Raw genomic sequence first — 20,614 nt, 5'->3', positions numbered from 1 at the left:
CAGGAGGGATCCGCTCCCGCGCCTGAGGATCAGCGCGTCCCCGCCGCTCCGGAGGCGTTCGTCCTGAGTTCCGACCGCGCCCTGCTCAGAACAGCGGCCAGGGCACCGCGGGCATCCCGCCCCGCGGGCCCGGGAAGCGGCCGAAGGAGCCGAGCCGCTCGCAGCGCTTCGCGAACGCGGCGACCTCGTCCTCGGTGAGCAGCTCCGAGAGCGCCTCGCCGAGCGGTCCGTCGATCTGCGCGCGCAGGAGCGCCAGCGCCGTCAGCTCCTCCTCGAGCAGCGGTTCGCCGATCCAGCCCCAGAGGACCGTGCGCAGCTTGTGCTCGGAGTGGAAGGTGAGGCCGTGGTCGACCCCGTAGCGGTGGCCGTCGGGCAGCGCGAGCACGTGCCCGCCCTTCCGGTCCGCGTTGTTGGCGACCACGTCGAACACGGCCATCCGGCGCAGCGCCGTCGAGTCCTCGTGCACGAGGGAGATGTCGCGGTCCTCCTCGTCGCTGCCGTCGAGGACGTGCCGCCATCCGTCGGGCACGGCGTCGGCGGGCACCAGGTCGACCGCGTCCTGGTCCGGATCGATGTCCTGCCAGAGCTGGACCATGCCCGGCCCGAGCGGACCGTCGCGGAGCCACGTGCGCGGCACCACGTTCCAGCCGAGCGCCTCCGAGACGAGGTAGGCGGCGACCTCGCGGCCCGCGAGCACGCCGTCCGGGAAGTCCCACAGCGGCTTCTCGCCCGAGATCGGCTTGTAGACGACGGACGTCTCGCCGAGCTGCGCGAGGAACGTCGCGTTCGAGGCGATCGTGATCCGGCCGGCCAGCTCCAGCTCGCCGTCGAGCCCGCCCGGGTCGCTCATGCGAGCGGGCAGTCGTGCCCGTCGGGATCCATCGGCTCGCCGCAGCGGGGGCAGAGCGGACGTCCGGCGCCGACGACCTCGAGGGTGCGCTTCGCGAAGGCGCGCGCCGTCCCGACCGGGATCTTCACCTGCAGCATCTCGGTGGGCTCGGGCTCCTCCTCGGAGTCGTCGTCCGCCTCGGTCAGCGGGTAGGCCTCGATCACGATCTGCGCGGTGGACGGGTCCCAGCCGAGGCTGAGCCCGCCGACGCGGAACTCGGGCTCCACGGGCTGGTCGAGCGGGTCGTTGTCGACGAGCTCCGGGGGAGTGCCGGCGGGGACGCTGACCGGGTTGCCCTGGGCGGTCATCAGCTGGTCGAGGATCTCGTCGATCTTCTCGGCGAGGAGGGCCGACTGCTGCTTCTCGAGGCCGACGCTGACCACGCGGGGCCCGGTCTTGGCCTGGAGGTAGAAGGAGCGCGAGCCGGGTGAGCCGACGGTCCCCACGACGACGCGATCGGGCCAGTCGAATCCGTGCACGATCGGAGGCATGCCCCCAGTCTACGAGCGCCCGCCTCCGCAGTGGCTGCGCGCGTCGGCCTCGGGCGGTCTGCCGATCGAGCGGCCCGCCCCTCCTGCTGACCGAGCCCCCCGCGGAGCGGGCGCATCGAGATCCACCGCCGCCGAGCACCCGCATCCCTGCCGCTCGATCGAGCCCTGAAGCGGCCCTCCCGAACCCGCGCCTACTCGTGCCCCGCCCCGCCACCCACGGCGGCGTCCGCCACGGGTGCCGCCTTCCGCAGCCAGCCCAGGTCCCCGGCGTCCGTGTTCATCGCGACGACCTCGGGTCGCCCCGCGCCGTAGCGGATGATCGACACCGACGCCGGTCCGACGCTGAGCCTCTGGAACAGGTCGAGGTGCATGCCGAGCGCGTCCGCGAGGATCGCCTTGATCGTGTCTCCGTGGCTGACCGCCGCCCACACCGCGCCGGCCCCGTGCTCCTCCGTGACCGCCGCGTCGTGCCGGCGGATCGCCGACACGGCCCGGGCCTGCATCGCGAGCATCCCCTCGCCGCCGGGGAACACCACCGCGGAGGGCTGGTTCTGCACCGTCGCCCAGAGCGGCTCCGTCGCGAGATCCCGCAGCGAGCGCCCCGACCAGTCGCCGTAGTCGCACTCGGTGATGCCCTTGTCGATCACCGTCGCCGGCGATCCTGTCTGCCGCTCGAGGACGAAGCGCGTGGTCTGCCGGCACCGCTCGAGCGGGCTCGACACCACGGTCGCGAGCTCGACCGCCGCCAGCCGCTCCCCGGTGCGCGCCGCCTGCGTGCGTCCGACGTCGTCGAGCCGCACTCCGGCGGTGCGTCCGGCGAGGATCCCCGCGGTGTTCGCGGTGGTGCGTCCGTGCCGGACGAGGAGGAGCGTGGGCATGGGGCCAGCGTAGGCGGCCGTGCTCCCGCCCCGCCCCGCCGAGGGGCCGGGGCCGCGCGACTCCATCGCGGGACGGATGCCCCGGCCGCAGCGCCTGCCTAGGGTGGAGGGGCGGCCGCCCACCGCGGCCCGGAAGGGACACACATGGACGGGACGACGCCCCCCGGCATTCCCCAGGACGGCACGGACACCGAGAGCCCCGCCGCGCGCACCGCCGCCGACGGCACCGCTGCCGAGCACACCGACTCCGCGCACACCGACTCCGCGACCCCCGCATGGGCCGCCCCCGAGGCCTCCGGCCGCCACGGCGAGGTCGCCCTGCGGATCCGCGGCCTCCGCAAGCGCTTCGGCGACAAGGAGGCCGTGAAGGACATCGACCTCGACGTCCCCGCCGGCTCCTTCTTCGGGCTCGTCGGCCCCAACGGCGCGGGCAAGACGACGACCCTCTCGATGGCCACGGCCCTGCTCCGCCCCGACAGCGGCGTCGTCACGATCCACGAGGTCGACGTCTGGAAGGACACCCTCGAGGCGAAGCGGCTGATCGGCGTCCTCGCCGACGGCGTCAAGCTGTTCGACCGCCTCACCGGTCTCCAGCTCGTCACCTACTACGGCCTGCTCTGCGGGCTCGAGCGCTCCGTCGTCGTCGAGCGGACCGACGACCTCCTCGCCCTGCTCGGCCTCGATCCGGCCGACCGCACGCTCGTCGTGGACTACTCCGCGGGCATGACCAAGAAGATCGCGCTCGCCTGCGCGCTCGTGCGCGCCCCGCGCCTCCTGGTGCTCGACGAGCCGTTCGAGTCGGTCGACCCGGTCTCGGCGGCGAACATCCGCGACATCCTCACCGGCTTCGTCGCGTCGGGCGGCACGGTCATCGTCTCGTCCCACTCCATGGACCTCGTCGAGCGGATGTGCGACCGCGTCGCCGTCATCGCCGACGGCCGCGTGCTCGCCTCCGGCACCCTCGAGGAGGTCCGCGCCGGGTCCAGCCTCGAGGAGCGCTTCGTCGAGCTGGTCGGCGGCCGCACCCACCAGGAGGGACCGGCATGGTTGCGCATCTCCTGAGGCTGCGGCTGCTCCTGCTCCGCAACTCGCTGACGCGGAACGTGTGGCAGCTGATCGGCGTGATCCTCGGCGGTCTCTACGCGATCGCGGTGCTCGGCCTGGTCGCGGCCGGCCTGGTCGCGCTCGGAGGCACGGACCCGGCGTTCGCGAACGTCGCGATCGTCCTCGGCGGCTCCGCTCTGATCCTCGGCTGGGTGCTCGGGCCGATCTTCCTGTCCGGCTCCGACCAGAGCCTCGACCTGCCCACCCTCGCGACCTTCCCGATCCCGCTGCGGACCCTCCTCCTCGGGCTCGCCGCCGCGGGCCTCGCGGGCATCCCCGGCGTGGTGACCTCGCTCGGCGCGCTCGCCTCCGCCGCCGCCTGGTGGAGTCGGCCCATCGGCATCCTGCCCGGCCTCGTCGCCGCGGTGATCGGCGTCGCGACCTGCGTGGTCGCGTCCCGCCTGATCGGCGCGCTCACCACGGGCCTGGGCTCGAGCCGCCGCTACCGCGAGGTGATCGGCGGCGTCGTGCTCGTCGTCGTCATCCTGCTCGGACCGCTCTTCTTCGGCCTGACGAACGTGATCCGCGACGGCCTGGACGTCCTGCCCGTGATCGCGGGCGCCCTCGGCTGGTCGCCGCTCGGCGCGATCTGGGCCGTCCCCGGATCCGTCGTCGCGGGCGACTGGGTCGCGGCGATCGCGCGCCTGCTGATCGGGCTCGCGACGCTGGCCGTCCTCGTCTGGGCGTGGGCCCGGGCGCTGCGGCACGCGCTCGCGGAGCCCGCCGCGTCCGGCGCGCACTCCGCCTCCGGATCCGCGGGCCTCGGCCTGTTCGGGCGCTTCCCCGGCACCCCGACCGGCGCCGTCGCCGCGCGTGCCCTCGGCTACTGGTGGCGCGACCCGCGCTACAGCCGCGGGCTCCTCGTCATCCCCGCCGTCGTCGTCCTCGCGGTGTTCTACTCCGCGATCGGCAGCGGCGGCGACACCTTCGTGCTGCTCTCGGCCGTGCTCGTCGGCCTGATCTTCGGCGTGACCCTCTGCGCCGACGTGTCGTACGACGGCACCGCCTGGGCGGCGCACGTCAGCTCCGGAGTGACGGGGTCGGCCGACCGCGCCGGTCGCGTCGTCGCCGCCGCGATCATCGGCGTCCCTGCGGTGGTCGTCGTGGCGGTGGGCACCGCGCTGTACGCGGGACGCGCCGACGCGATCCCGGCCGTGCTGGGCATGGCGCTGGCCCTCGTGCTCAGCGGGTTCGGGGTGTCGAGCGTCGCCTCGTCGCTCGTCGTCTACCCCGTGCCCGGGCCGGGGGACAGCCCGCTGAAGACTCCGCCGGGCTCCGGGATGATCTCGAGCGTCGTGATGCTGGGGAGCATGGCCGCGACCGGCCTGCTGGCGCTCCCGTCGATCGTCCTCGGCGCGATCTCGCTCATCGGCGGCGACCCGGCCTTCGGCCTGATCGGACTGGCGGCCGCCCTCGTGCTGGGCGCCGTCTTCGCGCTGGTCGGCATCCGCGTCGGCGGTCGGATCGTCGACCGCCGAGCGCCGGAGCTGTTCGCCGCCCTCGTGACGATCGGCTGACGCGGGTGGCGGGGCGCGGGTGGGCGGTGCCCGCCCGCTCCCCGTCTCCGCCCCGCTCCCCGCCCCCGGTCACCGCCTCCGCGAGTGCGCGGAAGTCGTCGCACTCGAGCTCGAGTGCGACAACTCCTGCGTGCTTGCGAGTGCGACGACTCCTGCACACTCGCGGGAGCCGGCGAGGACCGCGCGCACCCCGCGAGTGGCCGCGCGCCCGCGAAGGCCCGCACACGGGAGCCGCGGCAGAATGTGGACATGCGCAGCCTCGAAGTCCTCCTCGATCCGGAGTCGGAGGCTCGCGTCCGCAGCCAGTGGGAGGCGCTCGAGGCGGCCGGCATCCCGAGCCTCGCGCTGCACACGTCCGCCAGCAACCGCCCGCACCTCACCCTGGTCGCCGGGCTCGAGCTGACCGCCCCGGAGCCGGGCGCGCTCGGTCCGCTTCCGGCGACGGTCGACCTGGGTGCTGTCCTCCTCTTCCCGCACGCCGGGCGCTTCGTCCTCGCCTGGGGAGTGGTCCGCTCGCCCGCCCTCGACGCTCTGCACGACCGGGCCACGCGCCTCGTGCCGGGCGGCGTCGACACCTCGCTGCCGGACGCCTGGACGCCGCACATCAGCGTCTCGCGCCGCCTCCGCGCCGAGCAGCTCGGCGACGCCGTCCCCCTCCTCGGCGAGCCGTTCACCGTCGGCCTCGCGGGCGTCCGCTTCTGGGACGGCGACACCCGCACCCTCACCGACCTCTGATCCGGGCGCCGCAGAAGACCCCCGACCTCCCCGCAGCCGCCTCCCCAGCTCCCTCCCTGCGGCCCTTCTCCACAGTTCCCCGGACCCCCGGGGCGGCGTCGGAGGCGGCGGGTAGAGTTCCCCGGGTGACAGAGCCCACCGCGACAGCCCTCCCCGCCCCGCCGCTCGCCGACCCCTCGGCGGAGTCCCGCGGCGGCGTCCGGAGCGACGCGGCGAGCGGCGCCCCGGGATCCGGATCCTCCGAGGCGCAGGCGATCCTCGAGAAGGTCTTCGGCTACGGCTCCTTCCGCGGCGAGCAGCAGGCCATCGTCGAGCAGGTCATCGGAGGCGGCGACGCCGTCGTCCTGATGCCCACCGGCGGCGGCAAGTCGCTCTGCTACCAGATCCCCGCCATCGTGCGCCCCGGCACCGGCGTGGTCGTGTCCCCGCTCATCGCGCTGATGCAGGACCAGGTCGACGCCCTCCGCGCGAACGGCGTCCGCGCCGAGTTCCTCAACTCCACCCAGGACGCGGGCGAGCGCAGCCGCGTCGAGCGCGCCTACCTCGACGGCGAGCTCGACCTGCTCTACGTCGCCCCGGAGCGCCTGGGCAACGAGGGCATGAAGCAGTTCCTCGCCCGCGGCCGGATCGCCCTCTTCGCGATCGACGAGGCCCACTGCGTCAGCCAGTGGGGCCACGACTTCCGCCCCGACTACCTCGCACTGGGCGAGCTCGCCGAGCGCTGGCCCGACGTCCCGCGCATCGCCCTCACCGCGACCGCCACCGAGGCGACGCACCGCGAGATCACCTCGCGCCTGCACCTCGGCGCCGCCCGCCACTTCGTCTCGAGCTTCGACCGCCCGAACATCCAGTACCGGATCGTCAACAAGGTCGAGCCGCGCAAGCAGCTGATCGACTTCCTGCGGCGCGAGCACGCGCACGACGCGGGCATCGTCTACGCCCTCTCCCGCAAGAGCGTCGAGGCGACGGCCGAGGCGCTGCGCTCGGCGGGCTTCGACGCCGTCGCGTATCACGCGGGCCTCGACTCGCGGGTGCGCGCCGCCGCCCAGTCGCGGTTCCTCCGCGAGGAGGGCGTCATCGTCTGCGCGACCATCGCCTTCGGCATGGGGATCGACAAGCCGGACGTGCGGTTCGTCGCGCACATCGACCTGCCCAAGTCGGTCGAGGGCTACTACCAGGAGACGGGTCGCGCCGGCCGCGACGGACTGCCGTCCACCGCCTGGCTCGCCTACGGCCTGCAGGACGTGGTGCAGCAGCGCCGGATGATCGACGAGTCGCCGGGAGACCTGGCGCACCGTCGGCGGATGTCCGCGCACCTGGACGCGATGCTCGCGCTCTCCGAGACGGTCCAGTGCCGCCGGGTGAACCTGCTCGCCTACTTCGGCCAGGAGAGCACCGCCTGCGGCAACTGCGACACCTGCCTCGAGCCGCCCGCCTCCTGGGACGGCACGGTCGCGGCGCAGAAGTTCCTGTCGACGGTCGTCCGCCTCAAGCGGGAGCGCAACCAGCAGTTCGGCGCCGGTCACATCATCGACGTCCTCCGCGGCAAGACCACGCCGCGCACCACCCAGCACCAGCACGACGGCCTCGCCACCTGGGGCATCGGCGCCGAGCTCAGCGACACCCAGTGGCGCGGAGTCGCCCGCCAGCTCCTCGCGCAGGGCCTTCTCGGCGTGAACGACGACGGCTTCGGCACGCTCGTGCTCACGCCCGCGTCCGGCTCCGTCCTCAGCGGCGAGCGGAAGGTCGAGCTGCGGCAGGAGCCGGAGAAGCCGGCTCGCTCCAGCGGATCCTCCCGCTCCGGACGGTCCACCGTGGCCGAGCTGTCGGGCGAGGCTCAGCCGCTGTTCGAGCGGCTCCGGGAGTGGCGCGCCGCGCAGGCCCGCGCGCAGGCGGTCCCGGCCTACATCGTCTTCAACGACGCGACTCTCCGCGAGATCGCGACCGCCGAGCCGGCGACGATGGACGCGCTCAGCATCATCGGCGGCGTCGGCCAGAAGAAGCTGCTCACCTACGGCGAGGCCGTGCTCGCCGTCGTCGCGGGGGAGAGCCCCGAGATCGCCGTCCCGGAACCCGGTGAGGAGGCTCCCGCTCCCCGCCGCGCGCCGGCCGCCCGTGGCGGGTCGTCCCGCTCGCAAGGGGCGAAGCCCTCGTTCGGCCGCGAGTCGTCCGGTCCGCCCGTGTCCGCCGCGCAGCCGCCGGAGGACGACTGGGTGCCGCCGGACGAGCCCGACTGGGAGCCAGGCTGGGACAGCTACTGATCCGTCGCTGAGGCGCGCGGTTCACCGCCCGCGACGGAGGCGGGCGCCGGCGCGGGCGATCGTGTTCCGGCGTCCGCGTCGACGATCGTGCCCACCTCGTCACCGACGCGAGCGTCCTCGGCCCGACGCACCGACGAGCGCCCTCAGCCGTTCGCGCCCGTCGACGCCATCCACCCGCCGAGCAGCGTGCAGCAGAACGACACCGCGAGACCCGCCACCGGCACCCAGAACGCGATGCGCCGCCGCACCAGCAGCACGATCGAGACGACCAGCGCCGCGACGAACGGGACCCACACTCCTCCTGCGGCGAGGACCATCCCGCCCTCGATCAGGCCGATGTCGCAGGCGTTCGATCCGCCGCACGAGTCGCTGGCCATCGCGAAGAACAGCCCGAAGAACGACAGCAGCAGCGTCACCGCGGAGGCCACGAGGATCAGCACGATGGTCAGCACCAGGTCCCAGACGCGGACCGGGCGCCGATGCGGCACCCCGGATCCCGGCGCGGCCGGAGGTGCGGGAGGCGCGGCCGCGACGTCCACGGGCGGCGCACCCGGAGTCCGGGGAGGCGCTGCCGCGACGTCCGCGGGCGGCCCGGCCGCCGGCTGTCGGGCGGGCGGAGGGGGAGGCAGCGGCGGCTCGCTCATGCCGAGAGAATAGCGAGGCGTCCTCCGGTGCGGCGTCCCTCCTCCGCAGAAGCAGCCCGCAGGGACAGTCCGTTCAGCACACGGACGAGCCGCCCCCTCCTCCGCTCCCGTCGGCAGGGACAGCCCGTCCAGCGCACAGACGAGGCGCCCCGCCTCCGCCTGGTCGGTTCCGACAACGCGCTTCCGCCTCCGCCCGGCGCCGTTTGTGCCCGGGCGACGGAACGTTTCCGCCGCGCCGCCGCGCGACCTACCGTGCGAGGACCGCCTCCGCTGCCGCGCCCGTCGGCGCACGACGCACCGGGAGCGGCCCGAACCGCAGACGGTCGAAGGGACACGAACACCATGGTCAGCACCGCTCCCCACCCCCGCTCCGCCGCCGACGCCGCCGACCGGGCGGCCACCGGGCGCACGCGGGCCCGGCGCTCCCGCTCGGGCTCCATCGCGCCCACGCCGCCGGTGGACTCCCTCGGCTCCGAGGTCGATGCGCGCCTGGACGAGGACGGCGCCCCCGCCGTCGACGTCGCCGCCCTCGGCGAGACCCTCCTCGGCGCCTGGCGCGAGCAGCGCCTCGCCAGCCGCGCTCTGACCGCCCGCCCCGAGCTGCACCGCACCGACGGCCTCCCGATGAAGGAGCACCGCCTCCGCGTCTCGGAGCAGATGCGCGTGCTCGCGGCCGAGGGCGGCGTGCACCGCGCCTTCCCGGTCGACCTCGGCGGCGAGGCCGATCACGGCGGCAACATCGCCGGCTTCGAGGAGCTGGTCACCGCCGACCCGTCGCTGCAGATCAAGTCCGGCGTGCAGTGGGGACTCTTCGGCGCCGCGGTCCTGCACCTGGGCACCCGCCCGCACCACGAGAAGTGGCTGCCGGGGATCATGAGCCTCGAGATCCCGGGCGCCTTCGCGATGACCGAGACCGGGCACGGCTCCGACGTCGCGTCGATCGCCACGACCGCCACCTACGAGGACGGCGAGTTCGTGCTGCGGACTCCGTTCCGCGCGGCGTGGAAGGACTACCTCGGCAACGCGGCGGTGGACGGGCGCGCGGCGGTCGTCTTCGCGCAGCTGGTCACCCGCGGGGTGAACCACGGCGTCCACGCCTTCTTCGTCCCGATCCGCGACGAGCAGGGCGCGTTCCTGCCCGGCGTCGGCGGGGAGGACGACGGCCTCAAGGGCGGTCTGAACGGGATCGACAACGGCCGCCTCCACTTCGACGGCGTCCGCGTCCCGCGCGAGAACCTGCTGAACCGCTACGGCGACGTCGCCGCCGATGGCACCTACTCCTCGCCGATCGCGAGCCCGGGCCGCCGCTTCTTCACCATGCTCGGCACGCTCGTGCAGGGCCGTGTCTCGCTCGACGGAGCCTCGGTCGCCGCGGCGAAGATCGCGCTGACGGTCGCCGTGACCTACGGCGACCAGCGCCGCCAGTTCACCGGCGGCGGCGAGCGGGAGGAGGTGCTGCTCGACTACCAGCGGCACCAGCGCCGCCTCCTGCCGCGCCTGGCCACCACCTACGCCGCCGCCTTCGCGCACGAGAAGCTGCTGACGGCGTTCGACGAGGTCTTCTCCGGCGCTAACGACACCGAGCAGTCGCGGCAGGACCTCGAGACCCTCGTCGCGGGGCTGAAGGCGCTCTCGACCTGGCACGCTCTCGACACGCTGCAGGAGGCGCGCGAGGCCTGCGGAGGCGCGGGCTTCCTCGCGGAGAATCGGCTCACGCAGCTGCGCGCCGACCTCGACGTGTACGCGACCTTCGAGGGCGACAACACCGTGCTCCTCCAGCTGGTCGCCAAGCGCCTGCTGACCGACGTCGGACGCCGCTTCAAGGGCGCCCAGCCCGCGGAGCTCGCGCGGTACGCCGCCTCGCAGGTCGCGGGGGCGACCGTCGACAACTCGGGTCTGCGCCGTCTGGCCCAGGTCGTCGCCGATCGCGGATCGACGGCCCGCTCGGTCGGCCAGCTGCGGGAGGACCAGCGCGAGCTGCTCACCGGCCGCGTCGAGAGCATGGTCGCGGGGATCGCCTCACGGCTGCGCCCGGCGTCGAAGCTGCCCTCCGACGAGGCGGCCCGCCTGTTCAACGCGCACCAGAGCGAGCTCATCGAGGCGGCGCGCGCGCACGCCGAGCTGCTGCAGTGGGAGGCGTTCACGGAGGCGCTCGCCGGCGTCGAGGACGCGGGCACGCGCACCGTCCTCACCTGGCTCCGCGACCTGTTCGGCCTGGGCCTGATCGAGAAGCACCTCGACTGGTACCTCATCCACGGGCGCCTGTCGTCGCAGCGAGCGGTCGCGGTGACGTCCTACATCGACCGGCTGCTCGCCCGCATCCGCCCGCACGCCGCCGACCTGGTCGCGTCGTTCGGCTACGGGCCCGAGCACGTGCGCGCGGCGATCGCGACCGGCGCCGAGGCGGAGCGCCAGGAGGAGGCGCACGCCTGGTACGAGGCCGCCCGCGCCTCCGGCACCCTCCCCACTCCGGAGAAGCGCCGCTGAGCCCCTCCTCGAGATGCCGCTCCGGTACGCGACACGTCGCGCGAGGCGCACCGGAGTGGCATCCCGTGGCGACAGGACGGGGAGGGGCGCGTCAGGACGCGAGGAACGCCAGCGCCTGGTCGCGCTCGGCGCGCAGCTCGAGCACGGACTCGTCGATCCGCGCGCGGGAGTGCGCGTCGATCTCGAGCCCCTCGATGATCCGCCACTCGCCGTCGACGGAGCGGACCGGGAACGAGGAGATCAGCCCCTCCTCCACCCCGTAGGAGCCGTCCGACTCGACGGCGGCCGAGGTCCACGACGTGCCGTCGACCCAGTCGCGCACGTGATCGATCGCGGCGGAGGCGGCGGACGCGGCCGAGGAGGCTCCGCGGACCTCGATGATCTCGGCGCCGCGCTTGGCGACCCGCGGCTCGAACTCCGTGTGCAGCCACTCCGCGTCGACCAGCTCGGGCACCGGCCGTCCGCCGACGGTGGCGTGCGTCGCGTCGGGGTACTGCGAGGCGGAGTGGTTGCCCCAGATCGCGACGCCCTCGATCGCGTCGACGGGGGCGTCGAGCTTCGCGGCGAGCTGCGCGACCGCCCGGTTGTGGTCGAGGCGCGTCATCGCGGTGAAGCGGCCGGCGGGGATGTCCGGGGCGCTGCGCCGCGCGATCCAGGCGTTGGTGTTGGCCGGGTTGCCGACGACCAGCACGCGGATGTCGGAGGCGGCGTGCGCGTTCAACGCGGCGCCCTGGGGCCCGAAGATGCCCGCGTTCGCGGCGAGCAGGTCGGCGCGCTCCATGCCCGCGCTGCGCGGCCGGGCGCCCACGAGGAGGGCGACGCTCGCGCCGTCGAACGCCGCGGCCGGGTCGTCCGTCGCCTCGATCCCGCGGAGGAGGGGGAAGGCGCCGTCCTGCAGCTCGAGCGCCGTGCCCGCGGCCGCGCGGAGGCCGGAGGGGATCTCGAGCAGGTTCAGGCGGACGGGGACGTCCGGCCCGAGGAGCTGACCCGAGGCGATGCGGAAAAGGAGCGCGTAGCCGATGGCGCCTCCCGCTCCCGTGACCGTGACCGTGACCGGAGTGGGCTGCTGGTTCATGCGCCGAGCGTATTCCCGCCGGCTGGGGGAGGGGGAGGAGTCAGCCGGACGGCGGGCCCTCGGCGGGAGGCGCCGTCGACCCGCGGAGCACGAGCTTGTTGCGCAGCCGCACGTGCTGCTCGGCCACGCTCCCGCCGTCGATCAGCGTCAGGAGCGCCCGGGCGGCCGCGCGCCCCACGCGGTGCAGCGGCTGCCTCACCGTCGTGAGCGCGGGGACCACCCGGGAGGCGTCGGGCACGTCGTCGTAGCCCACGACCGAAAGCTGCCCCGGCACCGAGAGGCCCAGCGCCCGGGCCGCCTCGATCACGGCGATGGCGGAGGCGTCGTTCGCGGCGAGGACCGCCGTCGGGCGGTCGGGCAGCAGCAGCAGCTCGTGGGCGGCGGCGAGGGAGGGGTCGTGCCGGTAGTAGCCGACCCGTACGAGCGCGGGGTCGTAGGGGAGGCCGGCGTCCGCGAGCGCCCGCTGGTAGCCGGCGCCGCGCCGGTGCGACGACTCCAGGTCGGGGCGGCCCGCGACGAAGCCGATGCGGCGATGGCCGAGCCCGATCAGGTGGCTCGTCGCCAGCTGCGCTCCGCCGAAGTCGTCGGTCGCCACCGAATGCAGCTCGGTCTGCGCGGTCAGCGGATCCACGACGACGAGCGGCAGGTCCGACGAGGGGATCACGCCGGAGGGAGTCACCAGGATCGCTCCCGCTACGTGCGCCTCGGTGAGGCGCCGCAGGGACTCCTGCTCCCAGCCCGCCCGGCCCCGGCGGCTCGCCCCGCTGCCGGCGAGGAGGTCGAACCGGGTCCCCCGGAGCGCCGTCGCCACTCCCTGCAGCACCTCCGTGCCGAACGGCTCGAAGTCGCCCAGGAGCACGCCGATGACGCCCGAGCGCTCCGCGCACTCCGTCGTCACGACCTCCTGCTCGGCCTCCGCCGTCGCCGCCCCTGCGGACATCCTCGTCCCCTCCCGCCGTCCCCGCCCGGCCGCGGCGGAACGCGGTGATCGCCTCGCTGCGCTGCTCCGGACGGTTGAGAACACGTCCTTGCAATCGGGAATGTTCCCGGTAACATTGCCCGCAAGACTAGCTGAGGGAAAGCTCAGCAGTCGAGAGAGACGAGTGTCGGACAGCCTTTCTCCCCTCAGTGCTGAGGGGGTCGAGAGCTGGAGCTCGCGTGGCCACGCTGTGGAAGCCGCCGCGCACGAGCCGTCCGCCGCTCTCCGCGCGTCCTGCGCTCCAGACGCGGCCGAACGCCCCTCGGGCTGCGCCGCGCTCCGTCCTCTCGCGGCCTCGGGCCGCGCCACCACTCCGCGCCGTCCGGCGCTCGACCTGATCGGCGACGATGCCGATCGAGTGAGGAACACCATGTCCACGCGACGCACCCCCCGACCCCTCTGGCTCGTCCGCTCGGGCGCCGCTCTCGCCGGCTGCCTGCTCCTGTCCGGCGTCGCCGCCGCGGCCGCGGCCGCCGACACCGAGTACGGCTCCGACGACGTCGACGTGAACGTCAGCATCGAGGAGCTGGAGCAGCCCGGCGCCCTCTCGATGTCGATCGACGGCACCTCCGCCACGCTCGCCGAGGAGGGCTCCACCCCGACCGTGCGCGCCTTCACGGGGCAGCTGCCCGACGTGACCGTGACGGACACCCGGACCGTCGACGAGATCCCGGCCGGAGCCGGCTGGTACGTCCTCGGCTCGGCGAGCGCCTTCACCGGCGACGCGGACCAGGAGGACATCTCCTCCGACCACCTCGGCTGGACGCCGGTCCTCGTGGACGGCGGCGAGTCGGGCCTCGTGTCCGAGGGCGACCCGGTCGACACGATCCTCGACGAGGGTGCCGACGCCGTGGGCCTGTTCGACCAGGAGCTGCTCGCGCTGTCGCTCGACTCGCAGGAGACCGCGACGGACGGGTCCTGGACCGTGTCCGCGGGCCTCACCCTGAAGACCGAGGCCGACGTCGCCCCCGGCGACTACTCCTCCGTCCTGACGCTGTCGCTGTTCGAATGACCCCGATGCGCGCAGTCGCCTCCACGGCGATCGGCGCCCTCCTCGCGGCGGGCCTGCTCGCCTCCGGCGCGGCTCCGGCGACCGCGGCCGGCGCCTGGTCGCCGAAGGCCTCCTACACGTCGACGGACCGCGGCGACGGCACCTACTCCGTGCCGCTGCTGAACGCCGACGTGCCCGACGTCAGCGTCGAGCGCGTGCCCGCGTCCGAGAACGACGAGGGCCGCGACATCTACTACATGATCAGCACCACGATGCACCTCAGCCCGGGCGCCCCGATCATGAAGTCCTACGACCTCGTCAACTGGGAGATCGTCAACTACGTCTTCGACCGGCTCGAGATCGGCGACCGCTTCTCGCTCCGGAACGGGCAGAACTCCTACGGCAACGGCCAGTGGGCCTCGTCGCTGCGGTACCACGACGGCCGCTACTACGCGGTCTTCAACACCAACAACCTCGGCGGCTCCTACCTCTACTCGACCGACGACATCGAGGACGGGGCCTGGACCCGCACAGCCCTCGGCCGCGCCTTCCACGACCCGTCGCTGTTCTTCGACGACGCGGACGGCGGCACGCCGTACATCTTCTACGGCTCCGGATCCACCAGCGCCGTGAAGCTGAGCGAGGACCTGACGACCGTCGTCGCCGAGTACCCGAACATCCTCCGCACCTCGGACTACCCGGGAGCCGGCTACCTCGGCGGCCTGTTCGAGGGCGCGCAGGTGCAGTACATCGACGGGCAGTACTACATCGTCATCATCACGTGGCCCTCGGGCCAGGGCCGCCAGGTGGCGCTGTTCCGCTCGTCCGAGCTGCTGGGCCGCTACGCGACCGCCGACGGCAGCAACCCCTACGAGGGCAGGGGCGTGCTGAACTCCAGCGGGTTCGCCCAGGGGAGCCTCGTGCCGATCGCGAAGGAGGACGGCTCGACCGCCTGGCACGGCATGTTCTTCCGCGACAGCTTCCCGACCGGCCGCATCCCCGGGCTCATCCCGGCGACGTGGAAGGACGGCTGGCCGACGTTCGGGACGAACGGCTCGGTGCCGGTGGGCGGGAGCTTCCCGAAGCCGATCCGCCTCAGCCCCGAGGAGGAGCTGTTCGAGCGGCAGAAGAGCATCGTCGTCTCGGACGACTTCGACAACGACGCCCCGGCGAAGGCCTACCAGGACGAGTCGTGGACGATCCCGCCCGCGCCCTCCTACGACGCGTCGCTGCTCGGCGTGCAGCTGCTCCAGAACCCGGGAGCGGAGTCGGGGACGGCGCCGTGGGCAGGCCAGTTCGGCGCGACGCTGTCGGCCGACACGACCGACCCGGCGTCCGGCACCGCCGCGCTCCGCGTGGGCACCCGCACGCTCAACGGCTCAGGCCCGAGCCAGGTGCTCGCGAACAAGCTGCAGCGCGGCGTGACCTACACCGTGTCCGCGAAGGTGAAGTACACGACCGGCCCCGCGTCGGTCCGCTTCAACCTCTGCGCCGACTTCGGCGCGGGACCCGTGACGATAGCCTCCGCCGCCGTCACGCAGGGGCAGTGGACGACGATCACGGGGACCTACACGGTGCCCGAGACCGCGAACGTCGGCAGCGTGAAGTTCGCCGTCGAGACGCCGTGGGGCAATCCGCAGCCGGCGTCCTCGAGCACCGAGTACCTGCTCGACGACGTCTCGCTCGTCGGCGCCGCTCCCACCCTCGAGCGCCCGACGGCCGCCGAGATCGAGCCGAACGGCTCGACCCTCGCCCTCCCCTGGCAGTGGAACCACGCCCCCGACAACCGCTACTGGTCGCTGACCGAGCGCGAGGGCTGGCTCCGCCTCACCAACGGGAAGGTGCTCAGCGGAACGGCCGCGCACACGCGTCTCTCGGGCTCGCCCGAGATGACGTACCTGGAGGAGGCGCGCAACACGCTCTCCCAGCGCATCGTGGCTCCGAAGCAGTCGGCGGAGGCGGCGTTCGACGTCTCCGGGATGAAGGACGGCGACGTCGCCGGCCTCGCGGCCTACAACCGCGGCTTCTCCTACGTCGCGGTCAAGCGCGTGGACGGCGTCACCACCGTCGGCGTCGTGAACCGCAGCCAGCCGTTCGCGACCACGTTCGACCAGGCGGCCGTGGAGTCCTTCCTCCCCGGCACCACCGCCGCCCTCGGCGACGCCTCGCAGGTGCGCCTGAAGGCCGACCTCGAGCTCTCGGCCCCGGCCGGACAGCTCTGGACGACCTTCTCGTACAGCCTCGACGGGACGAGCTGGACGAAGCTCGGCAGCCGCGTCGGCCCGCAGACCCTCGACGGTCAGCTCACGCACTTCATGGGCCACCGCCTCGGGCTGTTCAGCTACGCGACGAAGACCGCCGGCGGCCACGTCGACGTCGACGAGTTCCTCCTGAGCGACACCCTCTCCTCGGAGGGGAAGGCGCTCGACCGCTCGCAGCTCGACGCGGCCGTCGCTCACGCGGCGACGCTCCGCTCCGACGACTACCCGGCCGACGCCTGGTCCGACCTCCAGTCGGTCCTCGCGAAGGCGCAGGCGGTCGGCACCGCGGGAACGCAGAACCAGATCGACGCCCCGGAGCGCGCGCTCAGCTACCAGCTGGCCCGCCTCGGGACGCTGAAGGAGGCGTCGCTCGATGTGAACGCCGCCGCCGCGACCCGCTGCATCGCGGGGAAGGTCGTCGTGACCGTGCGGGCGACCAACGCCGACGACGTGCCCGTCGCCCTCCGGATGGAGAGCGCCTCCGGCACGAAGACGGTCGCCGCGCTCGCACCCGGCGCCACGACGAGCCACGCCTTCACCACGCGGGCGGCCTCGGTCCCCGCCGCCGAGGTGGTCGTGACCGCGACCGCCACCCTCGACGGCGAGCCGGTGACGACCACGGTGAGAGCGCCCCACCCGGCCGCGTCCTGCGGCTGAGCACTCCGGGGGCGGCCCGCGCGGCCGCCCCCGCCCCCGAACGCGTCAGCGGCACCCGTCGCCGACGATCTCCTGCACGACACGATCAAGGAGGATCCGTGAGATCACCACAACGAGAAGCCGCTCCGAAGGGGCGGTTGCGGCTGAGGCTGCTGGCCACGGCCGCGCTGACCGCGCTCCTGGTGGCACCCTTCGCCGCCCAGACCTCGTCCGCCGCTGAGGCGGAGCTCATCGTCAACGGCGGCTTCGAGAGCGGCATCAGCAGCTGGTTCGTCAACAACGGCAACGCCGCCGACGCCGGCGCCATCGCGACGACCACGGACGCGCGCACCGGCACCGCCGCAGCGCTCGTCACCGGCCGCACGACCACCGGCGCGGGCGCCATGCAGGACCTCAGCGGCAAGGTCGTCGCCGGCCAGACCTACCAGGTCAAGGCGCAGATCAAGTACGAGAACGCCGCGAGCCCCGCGACCAAGCAGTTCTTCGCCACCATGCACTACGGCGGAGGCACCTACACGAACCTCGCAAGCGTCACCGCCACGAAGGGGCAGTGGGCGACGATCAACGGATCGTTCACCATCCCCGCCGGGCAGAGCGTCGCGACCGCGCGCCTCTTCTTCGAGACGCCGTGGACCGCGACTCCCTCGGCCGCGCCCGAGACGCACCTCATGGACTACAAGCTCGACGACGTCTCGCTGGTCGGAGCGGCGCCGCCCGCGCCCGCCTCGCGCACCATCGAGGTCGTGGGCAAGATCCCGGGCGACCACAACCCGCTCATGGGCTGGAAGTTCGGCGCCGACGGCTTCGGCTTCGTCGAGAACGGCCGCGTGTACATGTACATGACGAACGACACCCAGGGCTACGCTCCGAACCCCGCCACGGGCGTCTCGGCGGGCATCGACTACGGCAAGATCAACCAGATCACCGTGATCTCCTCGGACGACCTCGTCAACTGGACCGACCACGGCGAGATCCAGGTCGCCGGCTCCACCGGAGTCGCGCCCTACACCGGCAACTCGTGGGCTCCCGGCATGGCGAAGAAGACCGTGAACGGCGTCGACAAGTACTTCCTCTACTACGCCAACGGCGGCGGCTCCAGCAACGTGATCACCGGCGACTCGCCGGTGGGTCCGTGGACCAGCCAGCGCACCTCCACGCTCATCAACGCGTCCACCCCGGGCGCCGAGGCGGTCGCGTGGAAGTTCGACCCGGCACCGCTCGTCGACGACGACGGCCAGGGCTACCTGTTCTTCGGAGGCGGACCCGCCTCGACCGCGCTCCCCGCGGCCGAGCGCTTCAACAACCCGAAGAACATCCGCGTGATCGAGCTCGGCGACGACATGATCTCGACCCAGGGCACTTCCGCCGTCGTGGACGCGCCCGTCGCGTTCGAGGCGGCCCAGGTGTTCAAGCGCCAGGACAAGTACTACCTCTCGTACTCGTCCCACTTCGGCGGCAACGACTTCGGCGGCAACCAGACCCGCGAGCCCGGCTACCCGGGCGGCGGCGAGATCGGCTACATGATCTCGGACGACCCGATGTCCTGGCCCAAGGAGAACTACGCCGGCGTGATGTTCCCGAACCAGAGCCGCTTCTTCGGAGCCGGCACCGGCGGCAACAACCACCAGTCGGTCTTCGAGCTGGGCGGCAAGTACTACTTCACCTACCACGCGCCGACGCTCAACAAGCGGATCAACGGCGACACCACCCAGGGGTACCGCAGCCCGCACATCCAGGAGCTGCAGTTCAACGCCGACGGCACGGTGCAGCAGGTGGTCGGCGACTACAAGGGCGTCGACCAGGTGAAGGACTTCGATCCGTACCGCACCTTCCCGGCCGAGACCATCGGCTGGAGCAAGGGCATCGCGACGGCGCCGCTCGGCACCCCCGCCGCGGGCGCGACGCAGAACCTCGTGCTGAAGGACCTCGACAACGGCGACTGGACCGCGCTGTCCGCCGTCGACTTCGGGGACACCGGAGCCGCGACGTTCACCGCGAAGGCCAAGGCGCTGCAGGCCGGCGGCACCGTCACCGTCCGCCTCGACTCCGAGACCGGGCCCGTCGCGGGCACCGTCGCGGTGAACGGGACGACCGGTGAGTGGACCGACGTCAGCGCCGCGCTGACCGGAGCGACCGGAGTGCACGACGTGTTCTTCAGCTACTCCGGACCCTCCGGCGACCTGTTCGAGCTCGACACCTTCGCCTTCACCGAGGGCGAGGCGGCTCCGGCGCTCGACATCACGGCGAGCGCGGCGACCCGCTGCATCGCGGGCAAGGCGATCGTCACCGTCCAGGCGAGCAACGGCTCCGACGTCCCCGTCGGCGTGACCTTCACGTCGACGTCCGGCACGAAGTCGTTCACCTCGGTGGCGCCCGGCAAGACCGTGTCGCACGCCTTCACCACCCGTCAGGCGAACCTGCCCGCCGGTGCGGTGACCGTCGAGGCCACGGCCACGATGAACGGCGCCCCCGTCGAGACGGAGGTGAGCGCTCCGTACGCGGCGCGCCCGTGCTCGTAGCGCACGGCTGAACCACCGGGGAGCGCCCCCGGCCCTGCGGGGCCCGGGGGCGCTCCTGCGCGTGCGGGGGGATCTCGATGCGCCCTCCGGGGCTGCTCGATCAGCATGTGCCGGCCGCGCAGCGGGGTGATGAGACCCCGCTGGGTCAGCGGGTGTCGGCCAGGCGCATCGTGCCGCCGGCCTGGGCGGCGAAGGCGCGGGCGGTCGCCGCGATGGTGCGCTGCATGACCCGCGCCGCGGCGGTCGGCGCGAGGTCCGCCGGGCGCGCGAGGCTGATCGTCCGGGTCAGCGTGGGCTTCTCGAGCGTCGGCTCCTCGATGCGGATCGAGCGCAGCCCCGGGCGCCCCTGCAGCACCATCGCCGGGACGACCGCGACGCCCAGGCCCCGCTCGGCGAAGCGCAGCACCGCGTCCATCTCGGCGCCCTCCAGCACCACGTCCGGCTCCAGGCCCGCGGCGGCGAACGCGGCGTCGGTCGTGCGGCGCAGGTCGTAGCTGGAGTTGAAGACGATCTGCGGGAGGCGGGCGACCGCGGCCAGGTCGAGCGCGCCGGTCGCGGCGAGGGGAGGCTCTGCGGCGGAGGAGACCACGACGAGCTCCTCGACGAGCAGCGGGGTCACCGTGAAGGCGCCGGGAGCGGCCGCGGTCGAGGTCGTCACCAGCGCCAGGTCGAGCTCGCCCCGGGCCAGCCGGTCGAAGAGGCTCCGCGACCCGTCCTCGGCGAGGTGCAGCTCCACGGCGGGATGCGCGGAGTGGAACGCGTGCAGCACCTCCGCGACGAGGCTGATGCAGAGCGTCGGCGTCGCGCCGAACCGCACCCGGCCGCGCTCGAGTCCGGCCAGCTCGGCCAGCTCGCGGCGCACCGATCCGGCGTCGGCGAGCATGCGCCGGGCGAGCGGCAGCAGCAGCTCCCCGGCCGGTGTGAGGGTGCTGCCGGAGCGCGCCCGGTGGAAGAGCTCGGAGCCGAGGTCCTGCTCCAGCGCGGCGATCCGGCGGCTCAGCGAGGGCTGCGCGAGATGCAGCTCCTCGGCGGCGCGGGTGAAGCTGCCGAGGCGGGCGACCTCGACGAATCCGGTGAGCTGCTCGAGATCCACATGCATACCATATGCGCATGGCTGTGCCCAGCA

General features: G+C 73.4%; 15 protein-coding genes. 8 read left to right on the top strand and 7 right to left on the bottom strand.

All coding sequences use genetic code 11. The features are described from left to right. Positions 1-85: 85 nt before the first annotated feature. From C5C44_RS03015 to C5C44_RS03005, 3 genes are all read right to left on the bottom strand, one after another. A complete protein-coding gene (locus C5C44_RS03015) occupies positions 86-850 on the bottom strand; it encodes an SCO1664 family protein (RefSeq protein WP_104226043.1) in 765 nt (254 codons plus the stop codon). Beyond that, positions 847-1,380 carry a DUF3090 domain-containing protein gene (locus C5C44_RS03010; protein ID WP_104262321.1) on the bottom strand — a complete coding sequence of 178 codons (534 nt, stop codon included), beginning with the start codon at positions 1,378-1,380 and terminating at the stop codon, positions 847-849. Before C5C44_RS03010 ends, C5C44_RS03015 begins: the two co-directional genes overlap by 4 nt. Positions 1,381-1,571: 191 nt before the next feature. Further along, positions 1,572-2,258, bottom strand: coding sequence for a histidine phosphatase family protein (locus C5C44_RS03005; protein ID WP_104262322.1), 687 nt, complete (start codon positions 2,256-2,258; stop codon positions 1,572-1,574). Positions 2,259-2,402: 144 nt separating this feature from the next. On the opposite strand from C5C44_RS03005, the gene C5C44_RS03000 reads away from it, so the two are divergent. From C5C44_RS03000 to recQ, 4 genes are all read left to right on the top strand, one after another. Beyond that, positions 2,403-3,320 (top strand): ABC transporter ATP-binding protein, encoded by a 918-nt coding sequence (locus tag C5C44_RS03000; protein ID WP_104225053.1) that lies wholly within the window; start codon positions 2,403-2,405, stop codon positions 3,318-3,320. After that, positions 3,302-4,879: a transporter gene (locus tag C5C44_RS02995; RefSeq protein ID WP_104335257.1), complete on the top strand. Its 1,578-nt coding sequence runs from the start codon at positions 3,302-3,304 to the stop codon at positions 4,877-4,879. The genes C5C44_RS03000 and C5C44_RS02995 overlap by 19 nt, the downstream gene beginning before the upstream one ends. Positions 4,880-5,128: 249 nt before the next feature. Continuing rightward, positions 5,129-5,614: a 2'-5' RNA ligase family protein gene (locus tag C5C44_RS16890; protein WP_104272953.1), complete on the top strand. Its 486-nt coding sequence runs from the start codon at positions 5,129-5,131 to the stop codon at positions 5,612-5,614. Between the two features lie 125 nt (positions 5,615-5,739). Beyond that, positions 5,740-7,875, top strand: coding sequence for a DNA helicase RecQ (gene recQ / locus C5C44_RS02985; protein WP_181132675.1), 2,136 nt, complete (start codon positions 5,740-5,742; stop codon positions 7,873-7,875). 143 nt (positions 7,876-8,018) lie between these two features. On the opposite strand, the gene C5C44_RS02980 is transcribed toward recQ, so the two are convergent. Continuing rightward, positions 8,019-8,519 (bottom strand): DUF6264 family protein, encoded by a 501-nt coding sequence (locus C5C44_RS02980; protein WP_219813884.1) that lies wholly within the window; start codon positions 8,517-8,519, stop codon positions 8,019-8,021. Between the two features lie 342 nt (positions 8,520-8,861). Between C5C44_RS02980 and C5C44_RS02975 the strand changes: the two genes are divergently transcribed. After that, positions 8,862-11,006, top strand: coding sequence for an acyl-CoA dehydrogenase (locus tag C5C44_RS02975; RefSeq protein WP_104335255.1), 2,145 nt, complete (start codon positions 8,862-8,864; stop codon positions 11,004-11,006). A gap of 91 nt (positions 11,007-11,097) precedes the next feature. On the opposite strand, the gene C5C44_RS02970 is transcribed toward C5C44_RS02975, so the two are convergent. Both C5C44_RS02970 and C5C44_RS02965 read right to left on the bottom strand, forming a co-directional pair. Continuing rightward, positions 11,098-12,081, bottom strand: coding sequence for a malate dehydrogenase (locus C5C44_RS02970; protein WP_104335254.1), 984 nt, complete (start codon positions 12,079-12,081; stop codon positions 11,098-11,100). Between the two features lie 40 nt (positions 12,082-12,121). Further along, positions 12,122-13,021, bottom strand: a complete 900-nt coding sequence (locus C5C44_RS02965) for a LacI family DNA-binding transcriptional regulator (protein ID WP_104226034.1) — start codon at positions 13,019-13,021, stop codon at positions 12,122-12,124. Positions 13,022-13,430: 409 nt separating this feature from the next. On the opposite strand from C5C44_RS02965, the gene C5C44_RS02960 reads away from it, so the two are divergent. From C5C44_RS02960 to C5C44_RS02950, 3 genes are all read left to right on the top strand, one after another. Then, on the top strand, positions 13,431-14,072 hold the full coding sequence (locus tag C5C44_RS02960) for a hypothetical protein (RefSeq protein ID WP_104233676.1): 642 nt from the start codon (positions 13,431-13,433) through the stop codon (positions 14,070-14,072). A 5-nt stretch (positions 14,073-14,077) separates the two neighbouring features. Next, positions 14,078-16,969, top strand: a complete 2,892-nt coding sequence (locus C5C44_RS02955; protein ID WP_258066634.1) for a family 43 glycosylhydrolase — start codon at positions 14,078-14,080, stop codon at positions 16,967-16,969. Positions 16,970-17,067: 98 nt separating this feature from the next. Beyond that, on the top strand, positions 17,068-19,488 hold the full coding sequence (locus C5C44_RS02950; protein WP_219812464.1) for a family 43 glycosylhydrolase: 2,421 nt from the start codon (positions 17,068-17,070) through the stop codon (positions 19,486-19,488). Between the two features lie 145 nt (positions 19,489-19,633). Here the strand turns inward: C5C44_RS02950 and C5C44_RS02945 are convergent, their stop codons facing one another. Further along, the gene (locus C5C44_RS02945) at positions 19,634-20,587 is read right to left on the bottom strand and encodes a LysR family transcriptional regulator (RefSeq protein ID WP_104261150.1); all 954 of its coding nucleotides are present in this window, start codon (positions 20,585-20,587) and stop codon (positions 19,634-19,636) included. Positions 20,588-20,614 lie beyond the last annotated feature (27 nt).

Source organism: Rathayibacter sp. AY1F6 (assembly GCF_002932035.1).
Taxonomy (GTDB): Bacteria; Actinomycetota; Actinomycetes; order Actinomycetales; family Microbacteriaceae; genus Rathayibacter.
This window is presented reverse-complemented; position numbering and strand designations above follow the sequence as displayed.